The sequence below is a fragment of the Enterobacter sp. MGH 16 genome (genome assembly GCF_000493175.1).
Lineage (GTDB): Bacteria > Pseudomonadota > Gammaproteobacteria > Enterobacterales > Enterobacteriaceae > Enterobacter > Enterobacter roggenkampii.
Genome location: NZ_KI535695.1, coordinates 679,247 through 701,557, shown reverse-complemented (window position 1 = coordinate 701,557; position 22,311 = coordinate 679,247). Strand labels below are relative to the sequence as shown.

The 22,311-nt window shown below is 56.5% G+C and carries 17 protein-coding genes; 1 reads left to right on the top strand and 16 read right to left on the bottom strand.

All coding sequences use genetic code 11. The features are described 5' to 3' along the window. Positions 1-70 precede the first annotated feature (70 nt). The 4 genes from mukB to cmoM are packed head-to-tail and all read right to left on the bottom strand — an operon-like array spanning position 71 to position 7,312. A complete protein-coding gene (mukB, locus tag L362_RS19435; protein ID WP_023343688.1) occupies positions 71-4,522 on the bottom strand; it encodes a chromosome partition protein MukB in 4,452 nt (1,483 codons plus the stop codon). Next, on the bottom strand, positions 4,522-5,226 hold the full coding sequence (mukE, locus tag L362_RS19440; RefSeq protein WP_008499954.1) for a chromosome partition protein MukE: 705 nt from the start codon (positions 5,224-5,226) through the stop codon (positions 4,522-4,524). The genes mukB and mukE overlap by 1 nt, the downstream gene beginning before the upstream one ends. Next, a complete protein-coding gene (mukF, locus tag L362_RS19445) occupies positions 5,207-6,529 on the bottom strand; it encodes a chromosome partition protein MukF (RefSeq protein WP_008499955.1) in 1,323 nt (440 codons plus the stop codon). The genes mukE and mukF overlap by 20 nt, the downstream gene beginning before the upstream one ends. Positions 6,530-6,532: 3 nt before the next feature. Then, complete coding sequence (cmoM, locus tag L362_RS19450; RefSeq protein WP_008499956.1) at positions 6,533-7,312, bottom strand: tRNA uridine 5-oxyacetic acid(34) methyltransferase CmoM; 780 nt, start codon at positions 7,310-7,312, stop codon at positions 6,533-6,535. A gap of 124 nt (positions 7,313-7,436) precedes the next feature. Between cmoM and elyC the strand changes: the two genes are divergently transcribed. Continuing rightward, positions 7,437-8,216, top strand: coding sequence for an envelope biogenesis factor ElyC (gene elyC / locus L362_RS19455; RefSeq protein WP_023343687.1), 780 nt, complete (start codon positions 7,437-7,439; stop codon positions 8,214-8,216). Here the strand turns inward: elyC and L362_RS19460 are convergent. From L362_RS19460 to serC, 12 genes are all read right to left on the bottom strand, one after another. After that, positions 8,193-9,086 (bottom strand): YcbJ family phosphotransferase, encoded by an 894-nt coding sequence (locus L362_RS19460; RefSeq protein WP_008499958.1) that lies wholly within the window; start codon positions 9,084-9,086, stop codon positions 8,193-8,195. The two genes, elyC and L362_RS19460, sit on opposite strands and share 24 nt — an antisense overlap. Positions 9,087-9,228: 142 nt before the next feature. Continuing rightward, positions 9,229-9,975, bottom strand: a complete 747-nt coding sequence (gene kdsB, locus L362_RS19465) for a 3-deoxy-manno-octulosonate cytidylyltransferase (protein WP_023343686.1) — start codon at positions 9,973-9,975, stop codon at positions 9,229-9,231. Then, the gene (ycaR, locus tag L362_RS19470) at positions 9,972-10,154 is read right to left on the bottom strand and encodes a protein YcaR (RefSeq protein WP_006174474.1); all 183 of its coding nucleotides are present in this window, start codon (positions 10,152-10,154) and stop codon (positions 9,972-9,974) included. Before ycaR ends, kdsB begins: the two co-directional genes overlap by 4 nt. A 45-nt stretch (positions 10,155-10,199) precedes the next feature. Then, positions 10,200-11,429: a winged helix-turn-helix domain-containing protein gene (locus L362_RS19475; protein WP_023343685.1), complete on the bottom strand. Its 1,230-nt coding sequence runs from the start codon at positions 11,427-11,429 to the stop codon at positions 10,200-10,202. Between the two features lie 44 nt (positions 11,430-11,473). After that, positions 11,474-12,451 (bottom strand): tetraacyldisaccharide 4'-kinase, encoded by a 978-nt coding sequence (gene lpxK, locus L362_RS19480; RefSeq protein ID WP_023343684.1) that lies wholly within the window; start codon positions 12,449-12,451, stop codon positions 11,474-11,476. Further along, complete coding sequence (gene msbA / locus L362_RS19485; RefSeq protein WP_008499963.1) at positions 12,448-14,196, bottom strand: lipid A ABC transporter ATP-binding protein/permease MsbA; 1,749 nt, start codon at positions 14,194-14,196, stop codon at positions 12,448-12,450. The genes lpxK and msbA overlap by 4 nt, the downstream gene beginning before the upstream one ends. Before the next feature lie 35 nt (positions 14,197-14,231). After that, positions 14,232-16,496 (bottom strand): ComEC family protein, encoded by a 2,265-nt coding sequence (locus tag L362_RS19490; RefSeq protein ID WP_023343683.1) that lies wholly within the window; start codon positions 16,494-16,496, stop codon positions 14,232-14,234. A 213-nt stretch (positions 16,497-16,709) separates the two neighbouring features. After that, complete coding sequence (ihfB, locus tag L362_RS19495) at positions 16,710-16,997, bottom strand: integration host factor subunit beta (protein ID WP_008499965.1); 288 nt, start codon at positions 16,995-16,997, stop codon at positions 16,710-16,712. 170 nt (positions 16,998-17,167) lie between these two features. Next, entirely contained in the window at positions 17,168-18,841 is a 1,674-nt protein-coding gene (gene rpsA, locus L362_RS19500) for a 30S ribosomal protein S1 (protein ID WP_008499966.1), read from the bottom strand. Between the two features lie 111 nt (positions 18,842-18,952). Next, positions 18,953-19,636 carry a (d)CMP kinase gene (gene cmk / locus L362_RS19505; protein WP_008499967.1) on the bottom strand — a complete coding sequence of 228 codons (684 nt, stop codon included), beginning with the start codon at positions 19,634-19,636 and terminating at the stop codon, positions 18,953-18,955. Between the two features lie 184 nt (positions 19,637-19,820). Next, positions 19,821-21,104 carry a 3-phosphoshikimate 1-carboxyvinyltransferase gene (gene aroA / locus L362_RS19510; protein WP_008499969.1) on the bottom strand — a complete coding sequence of 428 codons (1,284 nt, stop codon included), beginning with the start codon at positions 21,102-21,104 and terminating at the stop codon, positions 19,821-19,823. A 69-nt stretch (positions 21,105-21,173) separates the two neighbouring features. Next, entirely contained in the window at positions 21,174-22,262 is a 1,089-nt protein-coding gene (serC, locus tag L362_RS19515) for a 3-phosphoserine/phosphohydroxythreonine transaminase (protein WP_021240877.1), read from the bottom strand. Positions 22,263-22,311 lie beyond the last annotated feature (49 nt).

The following is a 22,311-nucleotide window of genomic DNA, read 5'->3' as shown; positions in this document are numbered from 1 at the left end:
GCAGCCCTAAGCACAAGTTAAGTTTAAAAAAAAAGCGGCGCCAGAGCGCCGCTTCGGGTCAGAAGACACTTCAGGAAGCGTCCGCCGTGGTTTCCGGCAGTGACTCCGGCGGCTGCGGCGCAAAGCCTCGCAGCCCGACAACGTGAACGTGCTCGCTGTTCTGGAACACTTTACGCACCAGCTTGTAGGTTGTCCCTTTTTCAGGGCTGATGTTCTCCGGTGCGGCAATGATAAGCTGCATATCGAGACGTTCGCAGAGCTCAAACAGCGTGGCAATGGAGCGCGCATCAAGACGCGCCGCCTCATCCAGGAACAGCAGTCGGCATGGGGAGATATCTTTGCCGCGCAGGCGGCGCGCTTCGTCTTCCCAACTCTGTACCACCATCACCAGAATTGACATCCCGGTACCGATCGCTTCACCGGTAGAGAGCGCCCCGGATTCCGCACGCAGCCAGCCGTCGGAGCCACGGTTTACCTCTACCTCCATTTCCAGGTAGTTACGGTAATCCAGCAGCTCTTCCCCGATGGTTTGCGGCGTACGCTGTCCCATATCAATCTGCGGGTTCAGGCGCTGATACAGTTTCGCCAGCGCTTCGGAGAAAGTCAGACGGTTGCTGTTGAACAGATCCTGGTGCTGCTCGTGCTGCTCAGACAGCACTTCCAGCAGCGTCGCGTGGGCTTCACGCACGTTGACGTTGAGGCGCACGCTGTTCACCTGGCCAAACGACACGTTCTGCAGACCCTGGTTCAGCTGGCGGATACGGTTCTGCTCGCGCTGAATGGTTTTGCGGATGATATTCGCCACGCTGCGGGAGCTGATCGCCAGCTTCTGCTCGCGAGAAGTCAGCTCTTCCGTCAGGCGCCCCAGCTCGATTTCCATCTGCTCAATGGCTTCGACCGGATCGTCGGTACGGATAATGTCCTGACGAATACGCTCGCGCAGGTGCTGGTAAACCGCCACGAAGAACTGGATTTTACGTTCAGGGCGTTTCGGATCTTCTGACATACGCAGGACATCGCGCAGGTGTTCGTTATCCGCCACCGCCAGACGCAGCGCACCCAGCGCCTTATCCGACATGGAACGCAGCTCATCGGCAGAGAGATACGCCAGCTCGCGACGGTGCAGACGACGCTCAACGTTATTGTCTTTCACCATGCGCATTACCGCGCACCAGCCCGCCTTCGCGGTCACGACCTGCTCGCGCATCTCAAAGTAGTCGCGCTCCAGCTTGCGCAGGCGACGGGTCAGGTTATCCATTTCTGCTTCGCAGAAGGTGAGCGCTTTTTCCAGCTGATTGCGACGCGCGCGGTTGTTGCTGAGCTGAGCATGCAGCTCGTCACGACGAATGCGCGCGCGCTCTTCCGCCCCGCTGTCGGCACGAACGCCGATGTCCTGAAGCTCTTTCTGCAGGTCGTTTAACAGCTCTTTCTTGGTGTCGAAGGAGCTTTTCAGCGAGGCCAGCACCTGGTTGTACTGGTTCAGCTGAGTGGAGTGGCTGCGCATCGCTTCGCGGGCGCGGGTACGCTCCGCTTCCGCCTGCTCAAGGCGCTGACGCAGCTTTTCATTCAGATCGCTGTTACCGCTCAGCATTTCCGCCGAATCGGAGTAGCCGAAATGGGCGCGACGCTGCACCACTTCCGTCAGGGCAAACGCCTGCTGACGCGCTTCGCGCTGCACCTGCTGCGACCAGGCATAGTCTTCTTTTAACTGCTCGAACTGTTCCGGGTCACTCTGCAGGACAGAGACAACCGGCTCCAGCTTCGCCAGCTGATTGCCGTGCTGCTGCACGAAGCGCGCGGCTTCCTGCGCTTCATCCAGACGCTCCTGGATCTCATCCACGCGGTCGGCCAGCGTGTCGTCTGCCAGCAGATTCAGGCGCGGCAGAATACGGTTAAGGGCCGCGACGCCCTCTTTCGCCTGCTCGAACTGGACGCGACTCTGCTGGTTGTCGCTTTCATGACTGGCAATCGCCCGCTCCAGCTCGCCACGGCGAGTATTGAGCTTGCGAATTTCGGCTTCCGGGTCGGCTTCGAAGGCCACGGCCAGATGGCTGCCGATAAAGCGGCTAAACGCCTGATGAAGGCGCTGGGTTTTCTGCACGTCAAACGACAGCGTCGCAAAACGTTCAGACAGCGTCTCACGCTCGGCGTGCAGGCTTTCGATGCGGCTTTCACGCGCGGCGCGGCCAAACAGCGGCAGTTCCGGGAAGCGGGAATAGCGCCACTGACGGTCGGCGATTTTCACCACCACCGCTTTTTCCAGCTCGTCGACGCTGAACACGCTGTCATCGAACGACTGCGGATCCCCTTCGATCAGGTAGAGATCTTCCGGGCAATCTTCCAGACCGGCAAGCTGCTCAGAAATCAGCGACAAATCCGGCACCACGATCGCGTTACGCGACGGGCCATACAGTGCCGAGAAGTAAGGCGCATCGTCCAGGCCGACATCGTCGTAAATCTCAGACAGCAGTACGCCACCAAAACGCTCCGCCAGGGCATTGAGACGCGGGTCTTCCGCACCGCCCGGCTGGCTTAAGCGCTCAATTTCTTCGTCGACTTCACGCTTGCGCGTGCCGACTTCATCACGCTCAACAATGGCTTCGCGCTCGCGCTCCAGCAGCTGCTGCAGGTATTCGGTCACTTCCTGACTGGATTCAAACTGCTCGCCGCACTGTTCGCTGAGCTGGTTAAGGCTGCTCTGGGCCGCCAGCCAGACCGGTGCACGCTGCAGAAGCGCTTGCGAACGGGACTGCAGCTGTTCCAGCTCCTGACGCAGGGTCATACGCTGTTCACTGGCGCTGGAGACTGTGTCTGAAAGCGCAGCGATACGCGCCTCGAGCTCCTGATGCAGGGCCTCAAGCTCGTCAAAATCGTAATGTTTGCCCTGACGCTTGCAGAATTCGGCCAGCAGACGCTCGGCCTCCTGCTGCTCGCGCAGGCGCTGTTCCAGCTCGTTCAGACGCATACGCAGCGGCTGAACCTGCTCGGCCAGATGGCGCTGGTTCACGCCGTCACGCAGCAGCTCGCGGGCAACGTCCCAGGCTTCGTTACGCGCCAGCGGGCCGTTAATCGCCACAACCAGCTGATAGGCCTGCTCAAACTGGCTGTGCGCCGTTTGGGCGACGCTCATTTTCTGTTCGAGGGACAGCAGTTTCTCAGTGGCTTCCTGCTCTTTGGCCTGGAAGGTATCCAGCCACTCGTCGGCGCTTTCCGGCGTCAGGTCAGGCAGATGGCACAGCTCTTTCGCGCGCTGTAAGGCCTGCAGTGCCTGGGTGTACTGGATCGCACGCGTCTGCTGCACGTCCAGCGCCTGCTGGTAATCGGCAAGCTGGCTTTTCAGCTCATCCACTTCCAGCTCGGCCGCTTCGGCGCGGGCTTCGTTCTCTTCCTGCATCTCGGCGGCTTCGGCCACCACTTCATTTTGCTCTTCAAGACGAATTTGCAGCTCGTCGAGGTCCGCTTCATAGCGCTCGATTTTCTCCTGCTGACGCAGCGCGGTCTGCACCAGGTTCAGGTGATCGCTGGCGGCCTGGTAATCGGCTTCCAGGTCACCTTCAGCACCGTTGTGCTCACCGAGCTCGCGCGCCATTTCGACGTGCTTGTACTGCTCGGCCACCAGCTGTTTGCGGGAGGTAAACAGCTCGCGGCGGTATTCTAATGCCTGATCGAGGTGGACGCGGCGCTCGTTGGCGTGGCGCATGTAGTCCGCCGCCACGTAGTTAGTGGCTTCGCTGATCAGGTGTTTAAACAGATCGCGGTCAGACTGGGTCACGCGAATCGCTTCCAGCGTCATGCGGTTTTCACGCAGCGCCGCCTCCATGTCCTGGAAGGCCTTACGCACCCCGCTGTTTTCCGGCAGGAGGTAGTCGCGCAGGGAGCGGGTAATGGCGCTGGAGATACCGCCGTACAGGGACGCTTCGATCAGGCGGTAGTATTTGCTACGGTCTGATGCGGTACGCAGACGACGCGCCACCACGCCGAGATCGAACATCAGCGAGTGGTAGTCTGTAATCGAGTTGAACTGTTTGAACTGCACGCCTTCGATCGCTTCGAGCTTATCTTTCAGCTCCTGCAGCGTCAGCACGCGCGCCTGGCGCTCGTTCAGGGTTTCCGTCAGCAGCGCCGTCGGCTGTACAGACGTTGGCAGCCCCTGGATGGCGAACGGTTTAATGTCGACTTTACGGTCGCGACCGGCAACCTGCTGCAGGCGCACGCCCACCACCACGCGCTGATGGCGGGAGTTAATGACGTCCAGAACCGAATAACAGACGCCGGCCTTCAGCTTCCCGTGCAGACCTTTATCACGGGAACCGCTTGTGGCCCCCGCTTCGGTGGTGTTACGGAAGTGAAGCAGCGTCAGGTCAGGGATCAGCGCCGTGACAAAGGCCGCCATGGTGGTGGATTTACCCGCCCCGTTACCGCCGGAGAGCGTCGTGACCAGCTCATCCAGATCGAACGTTCGGGCAAAGAAGCCGTTCCAGTTAATCAGCGTCAGTGAGCGAAATTTACCGCGTTCAATCATTACTCTTCCTCCCCGCTATCCGGCAGATTCTCTTCATGCTCATCATTGAGCTGCAAATGGTTTTCCACCGGCATCGCTTCACCGTCGCGGATCATGCGAAGCTGCGCTTCACGCGCGTCATCGCCCGCACGCACGTCGGCGCCGAAGCGGAAGACAGATTCCGTAATGCGGAATTTGCTGCTGTCGTGACCCATAAACCAGACCATCCCCAGACGACGCAGACGGTTCAGGGAAGAGCGGACTTTTTCCTGTAGTTTCTGACGGTCGAGATCCGACCCCGTGGAGCGGTTGTTCACCAGCTTGAGCAGCTTGCTCTCATCTGCCAGCGTCAACAGCTCGTCGTAAAGTTCCTGCTGGGTGAAGATCCCTTCATTCGCCAGACGTTCCGGGCTGAGGTAGAGGTAGCAGAGAATTTTGCCGACCATCATATCCAGCTCGGAGAGCACGGAACGCGGAATCAGCGTCGTGGAGCGCGGGCGCAGGTAGAAAAACCCTTCCGGCGCGCGGATAAGCTCCACGTTGTAGCGGGCGTAAAACTCTTCCAGGTACTCCTGGAAGTCCATCAAAAAGGCGTGATTATCCAGCTCGTCTAAGCCAATGTGACGACCGGCACGCAGCTGGCTGTCCAGCGCCGGAAATAACGGATTCGCCAGCGCCTGTGCCAGCTTAACCGGCATCACTTGTTCAATATTTGTCAATGACATGCGCCTGTACCTTGGCTCCGTAATCGTTAATTGGCTGCCACTTCGGCGGCAGTCCGGTGAAATCGGCTTGCGCGATACCCAGGCGAACAGCCTGGTCTACCACAATGCGGGCAACGTCGAAGTGGCGCGCGCGAGGATATTGCGCCAGATAGTCGCGCACCACGAGCCCCAGATCCAGCGGAGCTTGTCTGGTTTTGTAGACCGCGAGCTGTTCTTCGATCATCGCCGCAAGCTGCTCGCGAATTTCGTTAAATTCTTCGTATTCCAGATCCGGCGGCAGCTCACCGGTTACCTCTTCATCACGCAATGCCATCTCTTCGTCGCGCATATCCAGCAGACGATCGGCATTGGCGTAGGTCAGCGCCCATGGCGCATCGAAATAGGTCTGCACCGACTGGCGCAGACGCTGGGCAAAGACGCGGTTTTTATCCATATCGATCGCGGTACGAATAAATTTATGCACGTGTCGGTCGTAGCCAATCCACAGGTCGATCGACTGCTGGCCCCAGCTGATGATGCGGTCCAGTTTGCTCTGCAGGTCGAACACTAAACGATCGATAAAGTGCAGATCGTCGTGTGCCAGCGTCGCGTCCTGGATGCGCAGCAGGTTCGCCTGCAGCTTATCCCCTGCGGCTTCCAGCGTATCCTGCAGCTCACGCAGCGTACCGGAGGTTTCTGACAGCAGAAGTTCACAGCTGGAGATGGCTGCACGCCAGTCTTTATTCAGCAGCTGTGCGATATCGTCTTTGACCTGCTGCTGCTGTTCGTCCATCAGGCGCTGGGTCAGATCGATACTGTCGAAGATTTCCGCCACCGAGTATTTCAGCGGTGCATAGACGTTTCGGTGCCAGTGGAATTCGTCACCGTCTTCATCTGCCGCATCGGCGGCGCGCTTAAGCTCACCGGCCACGATCGACAGCTGCATGGACAGACGCAGCGTGGAAAATTCGCGCTGGCGAATGTAGTAATCGGTGATGCCGATGCCCAGTGGCGTCAGGCGATAGATGGCGTTTCCTTCCGCCTGCTCGCTGGTAAAGCGGTTCAGCAGACGTTGACGCACCATATCGTTGATTGCGTTGTTGGCACGCACGCTAATGGTTTCGCTGGTTTGCTCAAACGCATCACTGACATGGCGGAACGCGTCCACCAGTTCACCCTCGCTCATTTCCCCATCCAGCCGCTCGCCGTTCAGCGTGGCGACCGCCAGCAGGAAAGAGAGTCTGTCTACCGGCAGCGAGATGGAGAAATCGTTTTTCCTGGCCCAGGCAACCAGTTCGGGGACTGTCTGGGAAAATTCACTCATAGGTTATCCTTGCATCTGCGGCTTGTGCGCGGTGACGTGAATATAGCGGCCAAGGCTGACAAAAGGCTCCTGGCGGCAATACCGCGTTTCCAATTCTGTTAAGGTGTCAAAACAGTCACGCTGTTTGTGTTTTTCACGCAGATAATCATGAAACACCCTGACGCCCGTCTTCCCGACAATCTGCCAGCCAATCGCTTCCAGCCAGCCATAGACCTGCTGTGGATCGCGCGGATAGTCCGGGGAAAGCGTGCGTTTTTTCTTTTTGGGCATCCCGACCTGAACATAGTCGAAGTTTCCCGCAACCATGTTGTGCATCAGGAAGCCGTTAGCATTGTAGAACATCAACGACAGCGTGCCGCCCGGGCGCAACATCGACCACAGGGTTTGTAACACGCTTAGCGGATCGGCAACCCACTCCAGCACCGCATGAAACAATATCAGATCAACCTGGGTTTCCAAATGCTGTGCGATGTCCTGAGCGGCGCATTGTATAAAATGCATGTTGTCGCTCACACCTTTCTCTTCTGCCGCACGCGTCGCGCGGGCGACCATTTCAGCAGAAAGATCGCAAAGCGTGACGTGATGACCGCGTTCCGCCATTTTTATGGCCGTCTGCCCTTCACCGCCTCCGGCATCCAGCACGCGCAACGTTTGACCACCAAAGGTAGCCAGAATGGTGTCCAGATCCTGCCAGAGGATCGTCTGACGGAGCTGCCCTTTCGTGGTGCCATAAATGTTGCGCGAAAACTTTTCCGCGATGTCATCAAAATTGCGATCCCGCATTGGGAGAGTTCCACTCGCTAACTGCAAAACCGCTATTTTGTCACACCCGCGCGGAGAATGAACCTCTCTGGTGTAATATCACCGTCAATCACCTGCTATATGGTCAAAAAAGGAACCAAAAAGGATGCTTTTTACCCTTAAGAAATACATTGGAGGGATGATGCTTCCCCTTCCGCTGCTGCTCATCATCATCGCGCTGGGGCTGGCGCTGGTGTGGTTCAGTCGCTTTCAGAAGAGTGGCAAAACGCTGATCACGTTCGGCTGGTTGGTCCTGCTGCTGCTGAGCCTGCAGCCGGTGGCTGATGGTCTGTTACGCCCCATCGAAAACAGGTACCCGACATGGCAGGGAAATCAGAAAGCGGCGTACATCGTGGTGCTGGGCGGCGGATATACCTGGGATCCTGACTGGGCCCCCAGCTCAAACCTGATCAACAACAGCCTGCCGCGGCTAAACGAAGGCATTCGCCTCTGGCTGGCGAATCCGGGATCAAAAATGATCTTCACCGGCGCGGCGGCCAAAACGAACCCGGTGAGTACGGCGGAAGCGGGCGCCCGGGTCGCGGAATCACTCGGCGTACCGCGCTCCTCAATCATCACGCTGGACAGCCCGAAAGATACTGAAGAAGAAGCTGCCGCAGTGAAGCAGGCGATTGGCGATGCCCCGTTCTTACTGGTGACCTCCGCCTCGCACCTGCCACGCGCGATGATTTTCTTTGAAAAACAGGGCCTGCACCCGCTTCCCGCACCGGCGAACCAGATGGCCATCGACGCGCCGCTTAATCCGTGGGAGCGGGTAATCCCCTCCCCGATGTGGCTGATGCATAGCGATCGCGTTGGTTATGAGATGCTCGGACGCCTCTGGCAGTGGCTGAAAGGTTCCTCAGGCGAGCCAGGGCAAGAGTGATTTGGTCGCCAGATCGAAGTTTGCGCGATTAAAGCGTCCGGTATTAACCAGCTGCGCAACTTCGTCCCAGAGCAGGTAGAGCCAGCGCCGCCAGAGAAACGCTTCCGCAACGGGGGCGCGTTGAAGGTAATGCCACAGTAAACCTTCCGCCGCCCCGCTGTCGCTGAGCCTGAACAGCTCATATTCGCGCGGAGCCCAGAGCATGATCCCCGGCCCTACCATCGCCAGAAGCTGATCGCTGCGGGGGTCTTTTAGCATACTCCGCAGGGTGAAGTTACCGTGGATCAACACACAGTTATCGTTAAAACCTTCGAACAGCGCCGGTAAACACTCCCGGGTGCGAAAGAGAATACGTTTGTCCTGCATGGTTAAACCGGTATTGTTGAACTGGTTAAGCGTTCCCCACAGCACTTCAACCCGCTGGCGATACCACAGCGGCCAGAGATTTTCCTGAGTGCTGTCGACCGGCCCAACAAGTCCGCGGCTATCCTGACGGTGCCACGCCAGCAGCGCCTCGACAATCTGGTCTTTTAGCTGTTCCCAGCGTTCCGGCGTTCGCGCGGGCGCTTCAACGGGTACACCACGTAAACGTTCAATCAGCAGTACGTCCGGGCCGGGGTGTTCCTCATGGGTCATCACGCCGTACACCGTCGGCATACGCACGGTTCCCTCCCGCGCCAGCATCGACATTTTCCATGCAAGCTGCCTGGCAACGCCGGGTGACGTGAAACTCCGTGCCATCAGCGGCATTGGGTTACCCTCACTGTCGTACAACGACCAGAGCGCGGTATCGGCTTTTTCACTCACGCATTCGACCCGGCTTAACTTTTCACCCAGCAGATGGCTAAGTTCGGCACGCAGCTGTTCCATATGAGATTACCCCCATTAAGACTACTGCTTTTATAATGAGCGTCCTTAATGAAGATGTCACCCGGAAGAGATCAATCAGGAAAAAGAAAGTGAAAAATAAACCGGAGAGTGCATCTCTCCCTGCGGAGAGATGCCGGTAAGATTAACGCAATTCGGCGCGGACGCGCTCAAGATCTTCAGGGGTGTCTACGCCCGTGCCGGGAACTTCCTCAGCAACGGCAACGTGAATTTTCTCGCCGTACCAGAGCACGCGGAGCTGCTCCAGCATTTCGATATGCTCCAGCGGGCTCGGCGCCCAGGCCACATAGCGGCGAATAAAGCCGGCGCGATAGCCGTAGATCCCAATATGACGCAGGAAGGTATCACCGATGGTCTCTTTAGAAAGCGCAAAGCGATCGCGATCCCACGGGATCGTGGCACGGGAGAAATAGAGCGCATAGCCTTCCGCATCCATGACGACCTTCACCGCATTCGGGTTGAAAGCTTCTTCTGCATGATGAATGGGTACCGCCAGCGTGGCCATTCCGACCTGACGCTGCGCCAGGTTTTCGGCCACCTGACGGATAATCACCGCGGGGATCATCGGCTCGTCACCCTGCACGTTTACGATAACCGTATCATCACTGAAACCGCATTTCTCAACCACTTCCGCCAGACGCTCGGTGCCGGACTGGTGATCTGCGCGGGTCATGCATACCTCACCGCCTGCCGCCTCAACCGCACGAGCGACATCCGGATGATCGGTGGCAACAATCACGCGGTAAGCACCGGATTCACGCGCACGCTCAAGGACATGCACAATCATCGGCTTGCCATTGATATCCACCAGCGGCTTACCCGGCAGACGGGTTGAAGCGTAACGCGCAGGAATAATGACAACAAAACTCATGGTTTGCTCTCTTCTGCCACCAGGGAACGGGCTTCGTTTTCCAGCAATACAGGAATACCGTCGCGCAGCGGGAAAGCCAGGCTGTCCAGCTTGCAAATGAGCTCTTGTTTGTCCTGGCTGTAGTAGAGTTTGCCGTTGCATACCGGGCAGGCAATAATTTCAAGTAAACGGTGATCCATAGTTCCTCCGTATGGGTAATCACTAAAGCTTAACACATTCCTTTTTCAGGGCGTGCCTGTTTCCCAGCCACTTCGACAGGATGTAAACAATCCGTCAGGTACCCGGCCCAGCGTCACGTCGTCGGCCCCCTGCCAGCGCGCGAATTCGCTAATGGCGGACGTTAACCCTTTTTCCAGGCTCGCCGTCACCCTGACGCCCTCTTGCAAATAAAGCGCAATGATTTCAAGCGTGCCGGTCTTGCGGTGCATTTTGGCATCCATGCGCCCGACCAGCTGTCCCTTATGCAGCAGCGGTAAAACAAAGTAACCATACTGGCGCTTTGGGGCCGGGGTATAACATTCCAGCCGGTAGCTGAAATCAAAGAGTTGCTCGGCGCGTTTTCTGTCCCAGACGACCGGGTCGAAAGGCGACAATACCGCGCTGTGGGTCGCCTGCAGTTTCCCCTCCAGGGCCTGAGGCAATAGCGGGAGGAGATCCGCATGTAGCCACATTTCGCCCAGCGTTTCCACGGTAACGGGAATGACGCGCTGTTCGCGTTGCCACATGTCCAGCAGCGGTTTCAGCGCGGGCTGGCGCAGGCGATAATAATCTGCCAGCCATTGCGTGCGAAAAATCCCCAGACTACGGGCGCTGTTTTCTAACATAATGGCCTCGGCCGCCTCCTGGGTAAGCAGGTCGCGCTCGTCGTCCCAGTGGGGCATCACGCGATGCGTGAGGTCGTAGACACGCTGAAAATTACGCCGCTCAATCACCATGACTTTGCCTGAGGTAAACAGGCCTTCGAGATGACGCTTGTGCGGCTTCCACTCCCACCAGCCGCTTGTACCTTTGCGCGGGTGTTCAAAATCGGCGGAGCGTACAGGACCGTTTTCCTGAATATGCGCGATGAGCTGCTCTATTTCAGCCGCATGTTCCTGCATCCACGCCTGCCGGTATTTCCAGCCCATCTTTTCCGGCGCAAGCATACGGTGACGCACAAGGGCAAAATCGCTGCGGGGCAGGAAGCAGGCTTCGTGCGCCCAGTACTCCATCAACTCCCCCTTGCTGAGCGCCTCATCCAGCCACTGAGAAGGATAGCTCCCCAGGCGGCTGAACAGCACCAGGTAAGGGCTACGTGCCACAATATTAATGGTGTCGATCTGGAGTAGCGACATGCGCTGTACGGTAGAGAGAATATCGGCAGGCTGCGCGCGGCGGCGGGGCTTTTTGAGCAGCCCCTGCGCGGCAAGGTGGAGATTACGTGCGGCTGAGAGCGAGAGTTGCGGTAAAGACATGCGTTTTCCTGTCAGTCAAAGCGCCACCAGAACCGCGTAAGCCTTTAGTGCACCAACGCAATCAGTTCCTTGAGCAAATGTTCCGGCTGCTCACCGCTGAGTTCGGCGTCAACCGGCAGATACCACCAGTTATCTTTCGCAAAGGCACGGCATTTCACCGCATCTTTTTCGGTCATGATCAGCGACTGCCCGGATGTGGTCAGGGCGTCTACCTGCCCTTCCACCAGCGCCTGATGGTCGGCCAGCGGAACGCGTTTTTCCAGCCGGGCACCACACTGTTCCAGCGTCGCGAAGAAGCGCGGCGGATGACCAATGCCCGCCATCGCTACCAGTGAAGGCAGCTCTGAAACCGACCGGCGTTCACCCGTCACCAGGTTGATTGCCAGACCCGGCTGCAGGCGCATCGGGATTTCACCCGTTTTCGCCTCACCACCGTTCACGATCACCGCATCCACGGACGTCAGACGCGAAGCGCGTTCGCGCATGGGTCCGGCAGGTAACCACCAGCCGTTCCCAAAACGGCGAACCCCGTCGATGACCACAATCTCTTTATCTCGCGCCAGGGCATAATGCTGCAGACCATCGTCAGTGATAATGATCTGTACCGCATGTTCGGCAAGCAGGGCCCGGACGGCATCGCTGCGCACCGGGGAGACCGCAACAGGGGCGCCAGTACGCTGGAAAATCAATACCGGTTCATCACCCGCTTCAGCCGTCGTGGTTTCCGCTGTCAGCAACAGCGGGTAATGCGCCGCTTTACCACCATATCCCCGCGATACCACGCCCGGGCGTATACCGCGCTTTTGCAACTGCTCGACCAGCCAGATCACCACCGGCGTTTTGCCGTTGCCGCCCGCCGTAAGATTACCGACGACCACAACGGGCACCGGCGCGCGCCAGGCCCGCTTCACCCCAAGACGATAAAGCAGACGGATAATGCCGCTCACCAGGCCGTAGAGCCAGGAGAGCGGCAAAAGCAGCAGCCACAGCGGGGATTCACCGGACCAGATGCGTGCAATCATTCGCCGAACTGCATCTTATGAAGCTGAGCGTAAACGCCGCGGTGTTCCAGCAGATCAGCATGGCTTCCGCGTTCAACAATGACCCCATCCTCAACCACGACGATTTCATCAGCCTGCTCGATAGTCGACAGACGGTGCGCAATCACCAGCGAGGTGCGGTTCTTTTGCAGCTCATCCAGCGCCGACTGAATCGCGCGTTCAGATTCCGTATCCAGCGCAGAGGTCGCTTCGTCCAGGATCAGTATCGGGCTGTCGCGCAGCAGCGCTCGGGCAATGGCGATACGCTGACGCTGCCCACCGGAGAGCAGTACACCGTTCTCGCCGATGATGGTATCCAGACCGTTATCCATCTTGTTGATAAAGTCCATCGCGTAGGCCATACGTGCGGCGTTCTCAATCTGCTCGCGGCTGTACTCTTCAGTGCGTGCATAAGCAATATTGTTTGCCACGGTATCGTTGAACAGGTGCACGTTCTGGGAGACCAGCGCCACCTGGTTACGGAGCGACTGCAGGGTATACTCCCGCAGATCGTGACCGTCTAACAGAATTTCACCTTCGTCAATGTCGTAGAAACGGGTGATCAGGCTGGCAATGGTCGATTTACCCGAGCCGGAACGGCCTACCAGCGCAACGGTTTTCCCCGCCGGAATGGTCAGGTTGATATTGCGCAGAGCCGGTGTTTCACGACCAGGATAGGTAAAGGTCACATTGCGGAACTCAACGTCACCGTTCGCGCGCTCAATGACGCGTTTGCCTTCATCTTTTTCCTGCTCGGAATCCAGAATGCTGAACAGGGTCTGACAGGCCGCCATCCCACGCTGGAACTGGGCGTTGACGTTTGTCAGTGATTTCAGCGGACGCATCAGGGCGATCATTGAGGAGAAGACCACGGTGATGGTACCCGCCGTCAGCGTCTCCATGACGCTCGGGAAGCTTGCCGCATACAGAACGAACGCCAGCGCCAGTGAGGCAATCAGCTGAATAATCGGGTCGGAGATAGAAGAGGCCGAGACCATTTTCATCCCCTGCAGACGCATTTTGTTGCTCACTTTATCAAAGCGTTTGGTTTCAACGTCCTGACCACCAAAAATCAGCACTTCTTTATGCCCTTTCAGCATCTGCTCTGCGCTGGTAGTCACCTGCCCCATCGTATTCTGCATATTCTTGCTGATATTACGGAAGCGTTTTGACACGACGCGGATAGCAATAGAAACCACCGGTGCCAGAACGATAAGGATGAGCGACAGCTGCCAGCTGTAGTAGAACATCATCACGAACAGGCCGATAATCGACGCGCCCTCGCGCACAACCGTAATCAGCGCGCTGGAAGAGGAAGAGGCAACCTGCTCGGAGTCGTAGGTGATCCGCGACAGCAGCGTCCCGGTTGACTGCTTGTCAAAGAACGCAACCGGCATGCCCATCATGTGACTGAACAGCCGACGGCGCATGGTCATCACCACTTTCCCGGATACCCAGGAAATGCAGTAGCTGGAGATATAGCTGGTGATACCGCGTAAGATCATCAGTCCGATAACCACCAGAGGCATCCATAGCAGCACTGAGCGATCCGTTTTACCAAAACCGTCGTCCAGTAACGGTTTGAGAAGCGATAGCATAAAGGTATCGCTGGCTGCGTTGAGGATTAACGCTACACCCGCCACGATCAAGCCTGCTTTAAAGGGGGCAATCATCGGCCAGAGTCGGCGGAACGTTTGCCACGTGGAGAGATCTTTGTCGTTATGCATTCAAAAAACCAGCATTGTTGAAATAGCCGCATATTCTACCCGTTATCGACGGGCGCGCCAAACCACTGATGATACCAACGTGGTAAAATTTGCTCTCGCAAGCGCCGGATTTGCCAGTGATGTTGCGAGAATGTCACCGATATTTGTCCTGAATGAGGGGTATCGTGCCAGATATATCCCTCTTTTCGATAACGTCGAACGACTTTTGCCGACGGGAAGTGCCATGCGTTATAACGGGCCGCAGAATCCAGGGCGATCTGTCCTTCCACCCGCTGTACCAGCGGCAATGAAGACGAGGTATTGCTGCCATGATGGGGGACCTGTATGAGCGTGGCCCTCAGATGACGCCAGTAATGGCTAAGCATAGCCTGTTCCGCCTGCACTTCAATGTCCCCTGTTAGCAGAACGCTTTGCTCCCCGTCGTCCACCTTTACCACACAGGAATGGTTATTCCCCTGGGCCGGGTAATTTTCAGGAGGCCAGTGGACGGTGAAGGTTAATCCCTGCCATTCCCATTTCTGCCCACGAAAACAAGGGCGGTGTCCCGTCCTGCGTAACGGGCTTCTTACCCATATATCCGGCCATGCTTTTTGCAACGACGCGAGGCCTCCTGCATGGTCGAGGTGTTCATGACTGAGAATCACCCCGTCTGGCCGCAGGTGATGCCAGCGAAGCCAGGGAATAATTAACCGCTGCGCGCTGTCTCCGTCCGGCCAGGCGAGCCCGGTATCATAAAGAATGGCTTTTCCCTGCCTTTCAATGACCATGGCCAGCCCCTGCCCCACGTCCAGCATATGCAGCGTCCAGCTCTCGCTTTTTGCCGCTCGCCAGAGGGGAAATGTCAGCAGGACACTGCCTGCAAGACAAACGGCAGGAACGGTTTTCCAGGCACGAAAACGCCAGGCAATAATACTCAACCACGGCAGTAATGCCATGATTTGCCAGCGTTGATCAACATTCTGCCAGCCATCTGGCAGGCGCATCAGTAGCCAGAAGAGTCCCGCAAGCGACTTATCGGCGGCAAACCAGATGGCACTTTCTACCGCAGCCAGCGGTAGCAAATGGAGCAGCATACCGAGCAGGATCAGCGGGACGGAGACAAAGGTTACCAGGGGAACGGCAAAGAGATTCGCGACAAGGGAGGAGAAGCTGAAGCCATGGAAAATCAGAACCTGTAACGGCATGAGCAGCAGCAACATCCCGATCTGCAGATAAATCAGGTTCAGTAGCGGCCGCATCCGTCGTGTCCAATTCCAGTCGGGAAGAGGCAGCCACTGAAACCAGAAAATCAGCGCGGCGACGGCAAAGGCTGACAGAACCAGACTCTGCGAAAGTACGGCCAGGGGATCGTTAATCAGTATCGCCGCGATGCAGCAGCTCCAAACCTGCCAGGGAGACCATTGACGGCCAGTAATCCGCAACAGAGCAAGCACCGCAAGGGCGATGATCGTCCTCAGCGCAGGCGGTTGCAGACCGGTAAGCCAGGCGTAGAAAGCAGCAAAGAACAACCCGGCAAGGAGAGGCATTTGCCAGTGGACGCGGTGGCTGGGTAATAAAAACTGGAGTCCACGAGCAAGTAACCAGACGAGAGAGGCTGCCAGCGCGATATGCAGACCCGAAATCGCCATCAGATGCAGCGTGCCGGTTTCCCGCATCAGGTCTTTTATTTCATGGGATACTTCCAGGCGTTCTCCCATCCCAAGCCCCAGGATAACCGCTCCCCATCGGTAAGCTGAAAGTCGGTTTTGCAGCGACATCAGATATTGCGCTCGCAGGCTGCAGCGCCCGTCGACGATCTCCGCACGGGTGAAGCGCCCGCTCAGCGTTTGATGTCGGGCAAAAGCGCTGCGCTGAGAATCATAACCGCCGTCGTTGAGTTCGCCGTGTGCAGGCCTGAGCCTGAGCGTCACGCTCCAGCGCTGCCCTGCACACGCCTTTTGCGGCAGATAATTGCCATACAGCGTTACGCCGGTAGAGGCCCACCAGCGCTTGCCATTGACGCTTAGAATGCTTCCCTGATGTTGAGTGGCGCCGTCGGTCGCGGTGAGCTCTATCTCAGCCTGCACGGCCCCCGTTGTTAAATGCTGCATCGGCCAGATGCTCTCCTGCGCGGCAAAAATGCCCCAGGCACAAAATAACAGCGTCATACCCGCATACTTCAGTCGACTGTTTTGCCATGCAGCAAGCGCTAGCCCGCCAGCCATCATTACCCAAACGGTGTTGGGGGAAGGCAGTTCAGGTAACCAGAGTAACGGAACTATCGCCAGAATGGCGCAGATGCTAAGCGCGGGAATTCCCATTGCTACCTCCCTGTTTCAGGGTGGCAGTATGCAAGCAGGCTGAGCGGTCGTCAGGTGTGAAGAATACGATTTACGGCAAGCGCAGCAAGGTATTTAACGGGTTGCAGAAAACGAAACGGAAAATGCGGGGCACCTTGAGAAAGAAAGCGACAGCGACAAAAAAAGCACCCGCAGGTGCTTTCTTTCGAACCCAGTTTAACCGGCTGGCTAAACTCAGTTGCCGTAAATATTGGCGCGATCGCGCAGTTCTTTACCCGGCTTAAAGTGTGGAACGTACTTACCTTCCAGTTCGACTTTATCGCCAGTTTTCGGGTTACGCCCGGTACGTGGAGCACGATAGTGCAGAGAAAAACTACCGAAACCGCGGATTTCAATGCGCTCGCCCTGGGCAAGAGTGGAGGCCATATGCTCCAGCATCTCTTTTACGGCATCTTCCACTGCCTTGGCAGGGATATGCGGTTGCTGACTGGCAAGTCTTTCAATCAATTCTGACTTGGTCATGATTCCTCCGGTTCCTTTCAAACCAATTAGCTGAACAGCTCATTAAACAAGGGCGGCCGTAGCCGCCCTTTGTTATTGATTACAGGACGAATCCTGTAATCTGTCAAGTTTGCTCCTCATCCTTCGCGCTGTAAATGCGTTACAGCGCAAATGATGCTGAGAACCTGATATTACTCGCCTTTAGCTGCTTTGAAAGCTTCAGCCATTGCGTTGTTAGAGAAGTTTGCATCTTCCTGTTTGTTAACAGTTGCGATTGCATCTTTCTCATCAGCTTCGTCTTTAGCACGAACAGACAGGCTGATTGCACGGTTCTTACGGTCAACACCGGTGAACTTAGCTTCAACGTCGTCGCCTACGTTCAGAACCAGAGTGGCATCTTCAACACGGTCACGGGAAGCTTCAGAAGCGCGCAGGTAACCTTCAACGCCGTCAGCCAGTTCTACGGTTGCGCCTTTCGCGTCAACTGCAGTGACTTTACCGTTTACGATTGCGCCTTTCTTGTTCAGTGCAACCCAGTTGTTGAACGGATCTTCTGCGAGCTGTTTAACGCCCAGGGAGATACGCTCACGCTCTGCGTCAACCTGCAGAACAACTGCAGCGATTTCGTCGCCTTTTTTGTATTCACGAACTGCTTCTTCGCCTGCAACGTTCCAGGAGATGTCAGACAGGTGAACCAGGCCATCGATGCCGCCGTCCAGGCCAATGAAGATACCGAAGTCAGTGATAGACTTGATTTTACCTTCAACACGGTCGCCCTTGTTGTGGGTTTCCGCGAACTGCTGCCATGGGTTGTTTTTGCACTGCTTCAGGCCCAGGGAGATACGACGACGTTCTTCGTCGATATCCAGAACCATCACTTCCACTACATCACCAACGTTAACAACTTTGGATGGGTGGATGTTTTTGTTGGTCCAGTCCATTTCGGAAACGTGCACCAGACCTTCAACGCCTTCTTCGATTTCAACGAAGCAGCCGTAGTCAGTCAGGTTGGTTACGCGACCAGTCAGTTTAGTCCCTTCTGGGTAACGCTTAGCGATAGCTACCCATGGATCTTCGCCCAGCTGTTTCAGGCCGAGGGATACACGAGTACGCTCGCGGTCGAACTTCAGCACTTTAACAGTGATTTCGTCGCCCACGTTCACGATTTCGCTTGGGTGCTTAACGCGTTTCCACGCCATGTCGGTGATGTGCAGCAGGCCATCAACGCCGCCCAGGTCAACGAATGCGCCGTAGTCAGTGAGGTTCTTAACGATACCTTTGACTTCCATGCCTTCCTGCAGGTTTTCCAGCAGCTGATCGCGTTCTGCGCTGTTTTCGGATTCGATAACGGCACGACGGGAAACAACAACGTTGTTACGCTTCTGGTCCAGCTTGATTACTTTGAACTCAAGCTCTTTGCCTTCCAGGTGCAGGGTGTCACGAACTGGACGAACGTCTACCAGAGAACCTGGCAGGAACGCACGAATACCATTCAGCTCAACAGTGAAGCCACCTTTAACTTTGCCGTTGATAACACCGACCACAGTTTCAGCTTCTTCGTAAGCTTTTTCCAGCGTGATCCATGCTTCGTGACGTTTCGCTTTCTCACGAGAAAGCAGGGTTTCACCGAAGCCGTCTTCTACTGCGTCCAGAGCAACGTCAACTTCGTCGCCAACCTGGATTTCCAGCTCGCCCTGGGCGTTTTTGAACTGCTCTGCCGGAATGGCGGACTCAGATTTCAGACCGGCGTCAACCAGTACTACGTCTTTGTCGATAGCAACAACAACACCGCGAACGATGGAACCCGGGCGGGTTTCGATTTCTTTTAAGGATTCTTCAAACAGTTGAGCAAAAGATTCAGTCATGTTTAATCTTCAGGTTAATATTAACGTCCACCTGGCTCCGTGCCGGATGGGGTTGTTTCACATACCCGCCGTCAATCCATTGCAGCGGGGGTACTGCTAAATCGGTCGCGATTACGCGAGTGCCAGTTTTTGGCGCGCATATTGTAGCGCTTTTTCAATCACTTGCTCAATAGTTAAACTGGTTGAATCCAGAACTAATGCATCTTCTGCTGGAACAAGTGGGGCGACGGCGCGGTTACGATCGCGGTCATCGCGCTCTTTTATCTCGGATAAAAGGCGATCAAAGTTAACACTAAACCCCTTTTCCTGCAACTGAAGCATGCGGCGTTGAGCGCGTTCTTCCGAAGAGGCGTCAAGGAAAATTTTCACAGGTGCATCAGGGAATACCACGGTTCCCATATCGCGTCCGTCCGCGATCAAACCCGGGGCCTCACGGAACGCGCGCTGACGGCGTAACAGCGCCTCACGAACGCGCGGGAAGGCCGCTACCTGAGAGGCCGCATTCGCCACTTCCTGAGTACGGATTTCCCCGCTCACGTCTTCCCCTTCAAGGATGACTTCCAGGTTGCCATTGGTCGATACGAAACGCACATCAAGATGCGCAGCCAGCGGAACCAGCGCTTCTTCTGACGCCACGTCCACATGATGATGCAGCGCAGCCAGGGCCAGCACGCGATAGATTGCTCCCGAATCTAAAAGATGCCATTGCAATGCTTCCGCCATCGCTTTGCACAGAGTCCCTTTCCCTGCGCCACTCGGCCCGTCAATGGTGATTACCGGGGCAATTGCCGTCATCTTTTTCTCCTTAAATAAGGCATACCGTTTACATGAACGCCGCGCATTATACGCGTCAACGTGCGCAACTGTTACCTTTGCGTGCAAATTACGGATTGATTGAAGCAGAGTGTAGAAGAAATGAACGGAAGTGTTCGTCAGGAAGCGTAAGGAAATGCCGCATCAGGTGATGCGGCAAGCGTCATCAGGCCAGCGTGCTAATGCGTGCCAGCTGTTCAAAGTAGTCCGGGAACGTTTTCGCCGTACATTTCGGATCGAGAATGGTCACAGGCGTGTCGGACAGTGCCACCAGCGAGAAGCACATCGCCATACGGTGATCGTTGTAGGTGCCGATCTCGGCAACCTGCAGTTTTGCAGGAGGCGTGACGCGAATGTAGTCTTCGCCCTCTTCCACCTCTGCTCCGACCTTACGCAGCTCAGTCGCCATCGCAAACAGACGGTCAGTCTCTTTTACGCGCCAGTTGTAGATGTTACGCAGCGTGGTGGTGCCTTTTGCAAACAGCGCCGCCGTGGCAATGGTCATCGCCGCGTCCGGAATATGGTTCATGTCCATGTCGATGGCCTTCAGCTCGCCGTGGGTACAGGAAATGAAGTCATCACCCCAGGTCACAACCGCGCCCATTTTTTCCAGCACGTCCGCAAAACGAATGTCACCCTGCACGCTGTTGCGGCCAATACCGGTCACCTTCACGGTACCGCCTTTGATCGCGCCTGCCGCCAGGAAGTAAGATGCCGACGAGGCGTCGCCTTCAACAAGATAGCTGCCCGGAGACTGGTACTGCTGCGCCCCACGCACGACAAAACGCTGATAAGACTGGTTTTCCACCTCAACGCCGAAGGTTTTCATCAGGTGCAGCGTGATATCGATATACGGTTTGGAGACCAGCTCGCCTTTAATCGTGATAACCGTATCCTGCGGCGCCAGCGGTGCGGTCATCAGCAGCGCGGTCAGGAACTGGCTGGAGACGCTGCCGTCCACCTCGACGTGACCGCCGGTAAAGCCCCCGCGCAGACGCAGTGGCGGATAATTTTCCTGCTCCAGATACTCGATCTGCGCGCCGCCCTGACGCAGAGCATCCACCAGATGGCCAATCGGACGCTCTTTCATGCGCGGCTCGCCGGTCAGCACAATGTTGTTGCGCCCAAGACACAGGGCCGCCGCCAGCGGACGCATCGCGGTACCCGCGTTGCCCAGAAACAGCTCAAGCTCTTCACCCGTCTGCAGCGCGCCGCCGTTGCCGGTCACTTCGCAGCGGGTACGATCGTCGGAGAGAGTGTAATGAACACCCAACGCTTTCAGCGCATTGAGCATATGGCGCACGTCATCGCTGTCCAGCAGGTTTGTAAGGACGGTGGTGCCGTTTGCCAGTGCTGCCAGCAGCAGAGCGCGGTTCGAGACACTTTTTGAACCAGGCAGATTAATGGTGCCATCTACCCGCGCGATAGGTTGTAACGTCAGGGATTCCATGAAAACTTAACTCTCAACTCAACATAATAAAAACCCCGCAGCAGGGCTACGGGGGTGAAAACAGCGCGATTAACCGTGGCGACGTTCGAAGTCGATCATGAAATCGGTCAGCGCTTTAACGCCTTCCAGCGGCATCGCGTTATAGATGGAGGCACGCATGCCGCCCACGACACGGTGACCTTTCAGCGCGTGCAGGCCGGCCGCGAAGGACTCTTCCAGGAACACTTTATCCAGGTTGCTGTCCGCCAGCTGGAACGGCACGTTCATGCGGGAACGGTTAGCTTTCGCCACGTCGTTGCGGTAGAAATCGCTCTTGTCGATCACGCCATACAGCAGTTCGGCTTTCTGCTGATTCACTTTGTCCATCTGCGCCACGCCGCCGTTTTGCTTCAGCCATTTGAAGACCAGGCCGGAGAGGTACCAGGCAAACGTCGGTGGGGTGTTGAACATTGAATCGTTGTCGTTCAGCACGGTGTAATCAAGAATGGACGGGCACGATGTATGCGCTTTACCCAGCAGGTCTTCACGCACGATAACAATCGTCAGGCCTGCAGGGCCGATATTTTTCTGCGCGCCCGCGTAGATCACGCCATAACGGCTGACGTCAATTGGTGCAGAAAGAATGGTGGAGGAGAAGTCAGCGGCAACCACGACGTCTTTACCGAAGTTCGGCGTCTCGTCGATGGCAATCCCGTCAATGGTTTCGTTCGGGCAATAGTGCAGATACGCTGCGTTATCAGAAAGCTGCCATTCGCTCATTGGCTTCACGGCGCGCAGGCCGTCAACGGTCACTTTGGCGTCAATCACATTCGGCGTGCAGTATTTGTGCGCTTCTTTCACCGCACTGGCCGCCCAGTAGCCTGCGTCAACGTAGTCTGCCGTCGTTTTATCGCCCAGGATGTTTAGCGGTACGCCTGCAAACTGGCCGCGCCCGCCGCCGTGACAGAACAATACTTTGTAGTTCGAGGGAATATTCAGCAGATCGCGAAAATCCTTTTCTGCCTCTTCCGCCACCTGAATAAACTCTTTACCCCGGTGGCTGATTTCCATCACCGACGTTCCCAGACCGTTCCAGTCACAAAGTTCCTGTTGAGCCTGTTTAAGCACGTCTGCCGGTAACATTGCCGGACCTGAACTGAAATTAAAGACTTGAGCCATTTCCCCTCACCACGCTAAAAGCCATAAGTTATAACTGTGGATATCGGTT

Excerpts from the sequence above, each read along its gene's own strand:
- L362_RS19460 (WP_008499958.1), bottom strand. The coding sequence starts at position 9,086 with ATGGAACAGCTGCGTGCCGAACTTAGCCATCTGCTGGGTGAAAAGTTA.
- cmoM (WP_008499956.1), bottom strand. The coding sequence starts at position 7,312 with ATGCGGGATCGCAATTTTGATGACATCGCGGAAAAGTTTTCGCGCAAC.
- cmk (WP_008499967.1), bottom strand. The coding sequence starts at position 19,636 with ATGACGGCAATTGCCCCGGTAATCACCATTGACGGGCCGAGTGGCGCA.
- mukB (WP_023343688.1), bottom strand. The coding sequence starts at position 4,522 with ATGATTGAACGCGGTAAATTTCGCTCACTGACGCTGATTAACTGGAAC.
- msbA (WP_008499963.1), bottom strand. The coding sequence starts at position 14,196 with ATGCATAACGACAAAGATCTCTCCACGTGGCAAACGTTCCGCCGACTC.
- mukE (WP_008499954.1), bottom strand. The coding sequence starts at position 5,226 with ATGTCATTGACAAATATTGAACAAGTGATGCCGGTTAAGCTGGCACAG.
- kdsB (WP_023343686.1), bottom strand. The coding sequence starts at position 9,975 with ATGAGTTTTGTTGTCATTATTCCTGCGCGTTACGCTTCAACCCGTCTG.
- ihfB (WP_008499965.1), bottom strand. The coding sequence starts at position 16,997 with ATGACCAAGTCAGAATTGATTGAAAGACTTGCCAGTCAGCAACCGCAT.
- L362_RS19475 (WP_023343685.1), bottom strand. The coding sequence starts at position 11,429 with ATGTCTTTACCGCAACTCTCGCTCTCAGCCGCACGTAATCTCCACCTT.
- ycaR (WP_006174474.1), bottom strand. The coding sequence starts at position 10,154 with ATGGATCACCGTTTACTTGAAATTATTGCCTGCCCGGTATGCAACGGC.
- mukF (WP_008499955.1), bottom strand. The coding sequence starts at position 6,529 with ATGAGTGAATTTTCCCAGACAGTCCCCGAACTGGTTGCCTGGGCCAGG.
- aroA (WP_008499969.1), bottom strand. The coding sequence starts at position 21,104 with ATGGAATCCCTGACGTTACAACCTATCGCGCGGGTAGATGGCACCATT.
- serC (WP_021240877.1), bottom strand. The coding sequence starts at position 22,262 with ATGGCTCAAGTCTTTAATTTCAGTTCAGGTCCGGCAATGTTACCGGCA.
- rpsA (WP_008499966.1), bottom strand. The coding sequence starts at position 18,841 with ATGACTGAATCTTTTGCTCAACTGTTTGAAGAATCCTTAAAAGAAATC.
- lpxK (WP_023343684.1), bottom strand. The coding sequence starts at position 12,451 with ATGATTGCACGCATCTGGTCCGGTGAATCCCCGCTGTGGCTGCTGCTT.
- L362_RS19490 (WP_023343683.1), bottom strand. The coding sequence starts at position 16,496 with ATGGGAATTCCCGCGCTTAGCATCTGCGCCATTCTGGCGATAGTTCCG.
- elyC (WP_023343687.1), top strand. The coding sequence starts at position 7,437 with ATGCTTTTTACCCTTAAGAAATACATTGGAGGGATGATGCTTCCCCTT.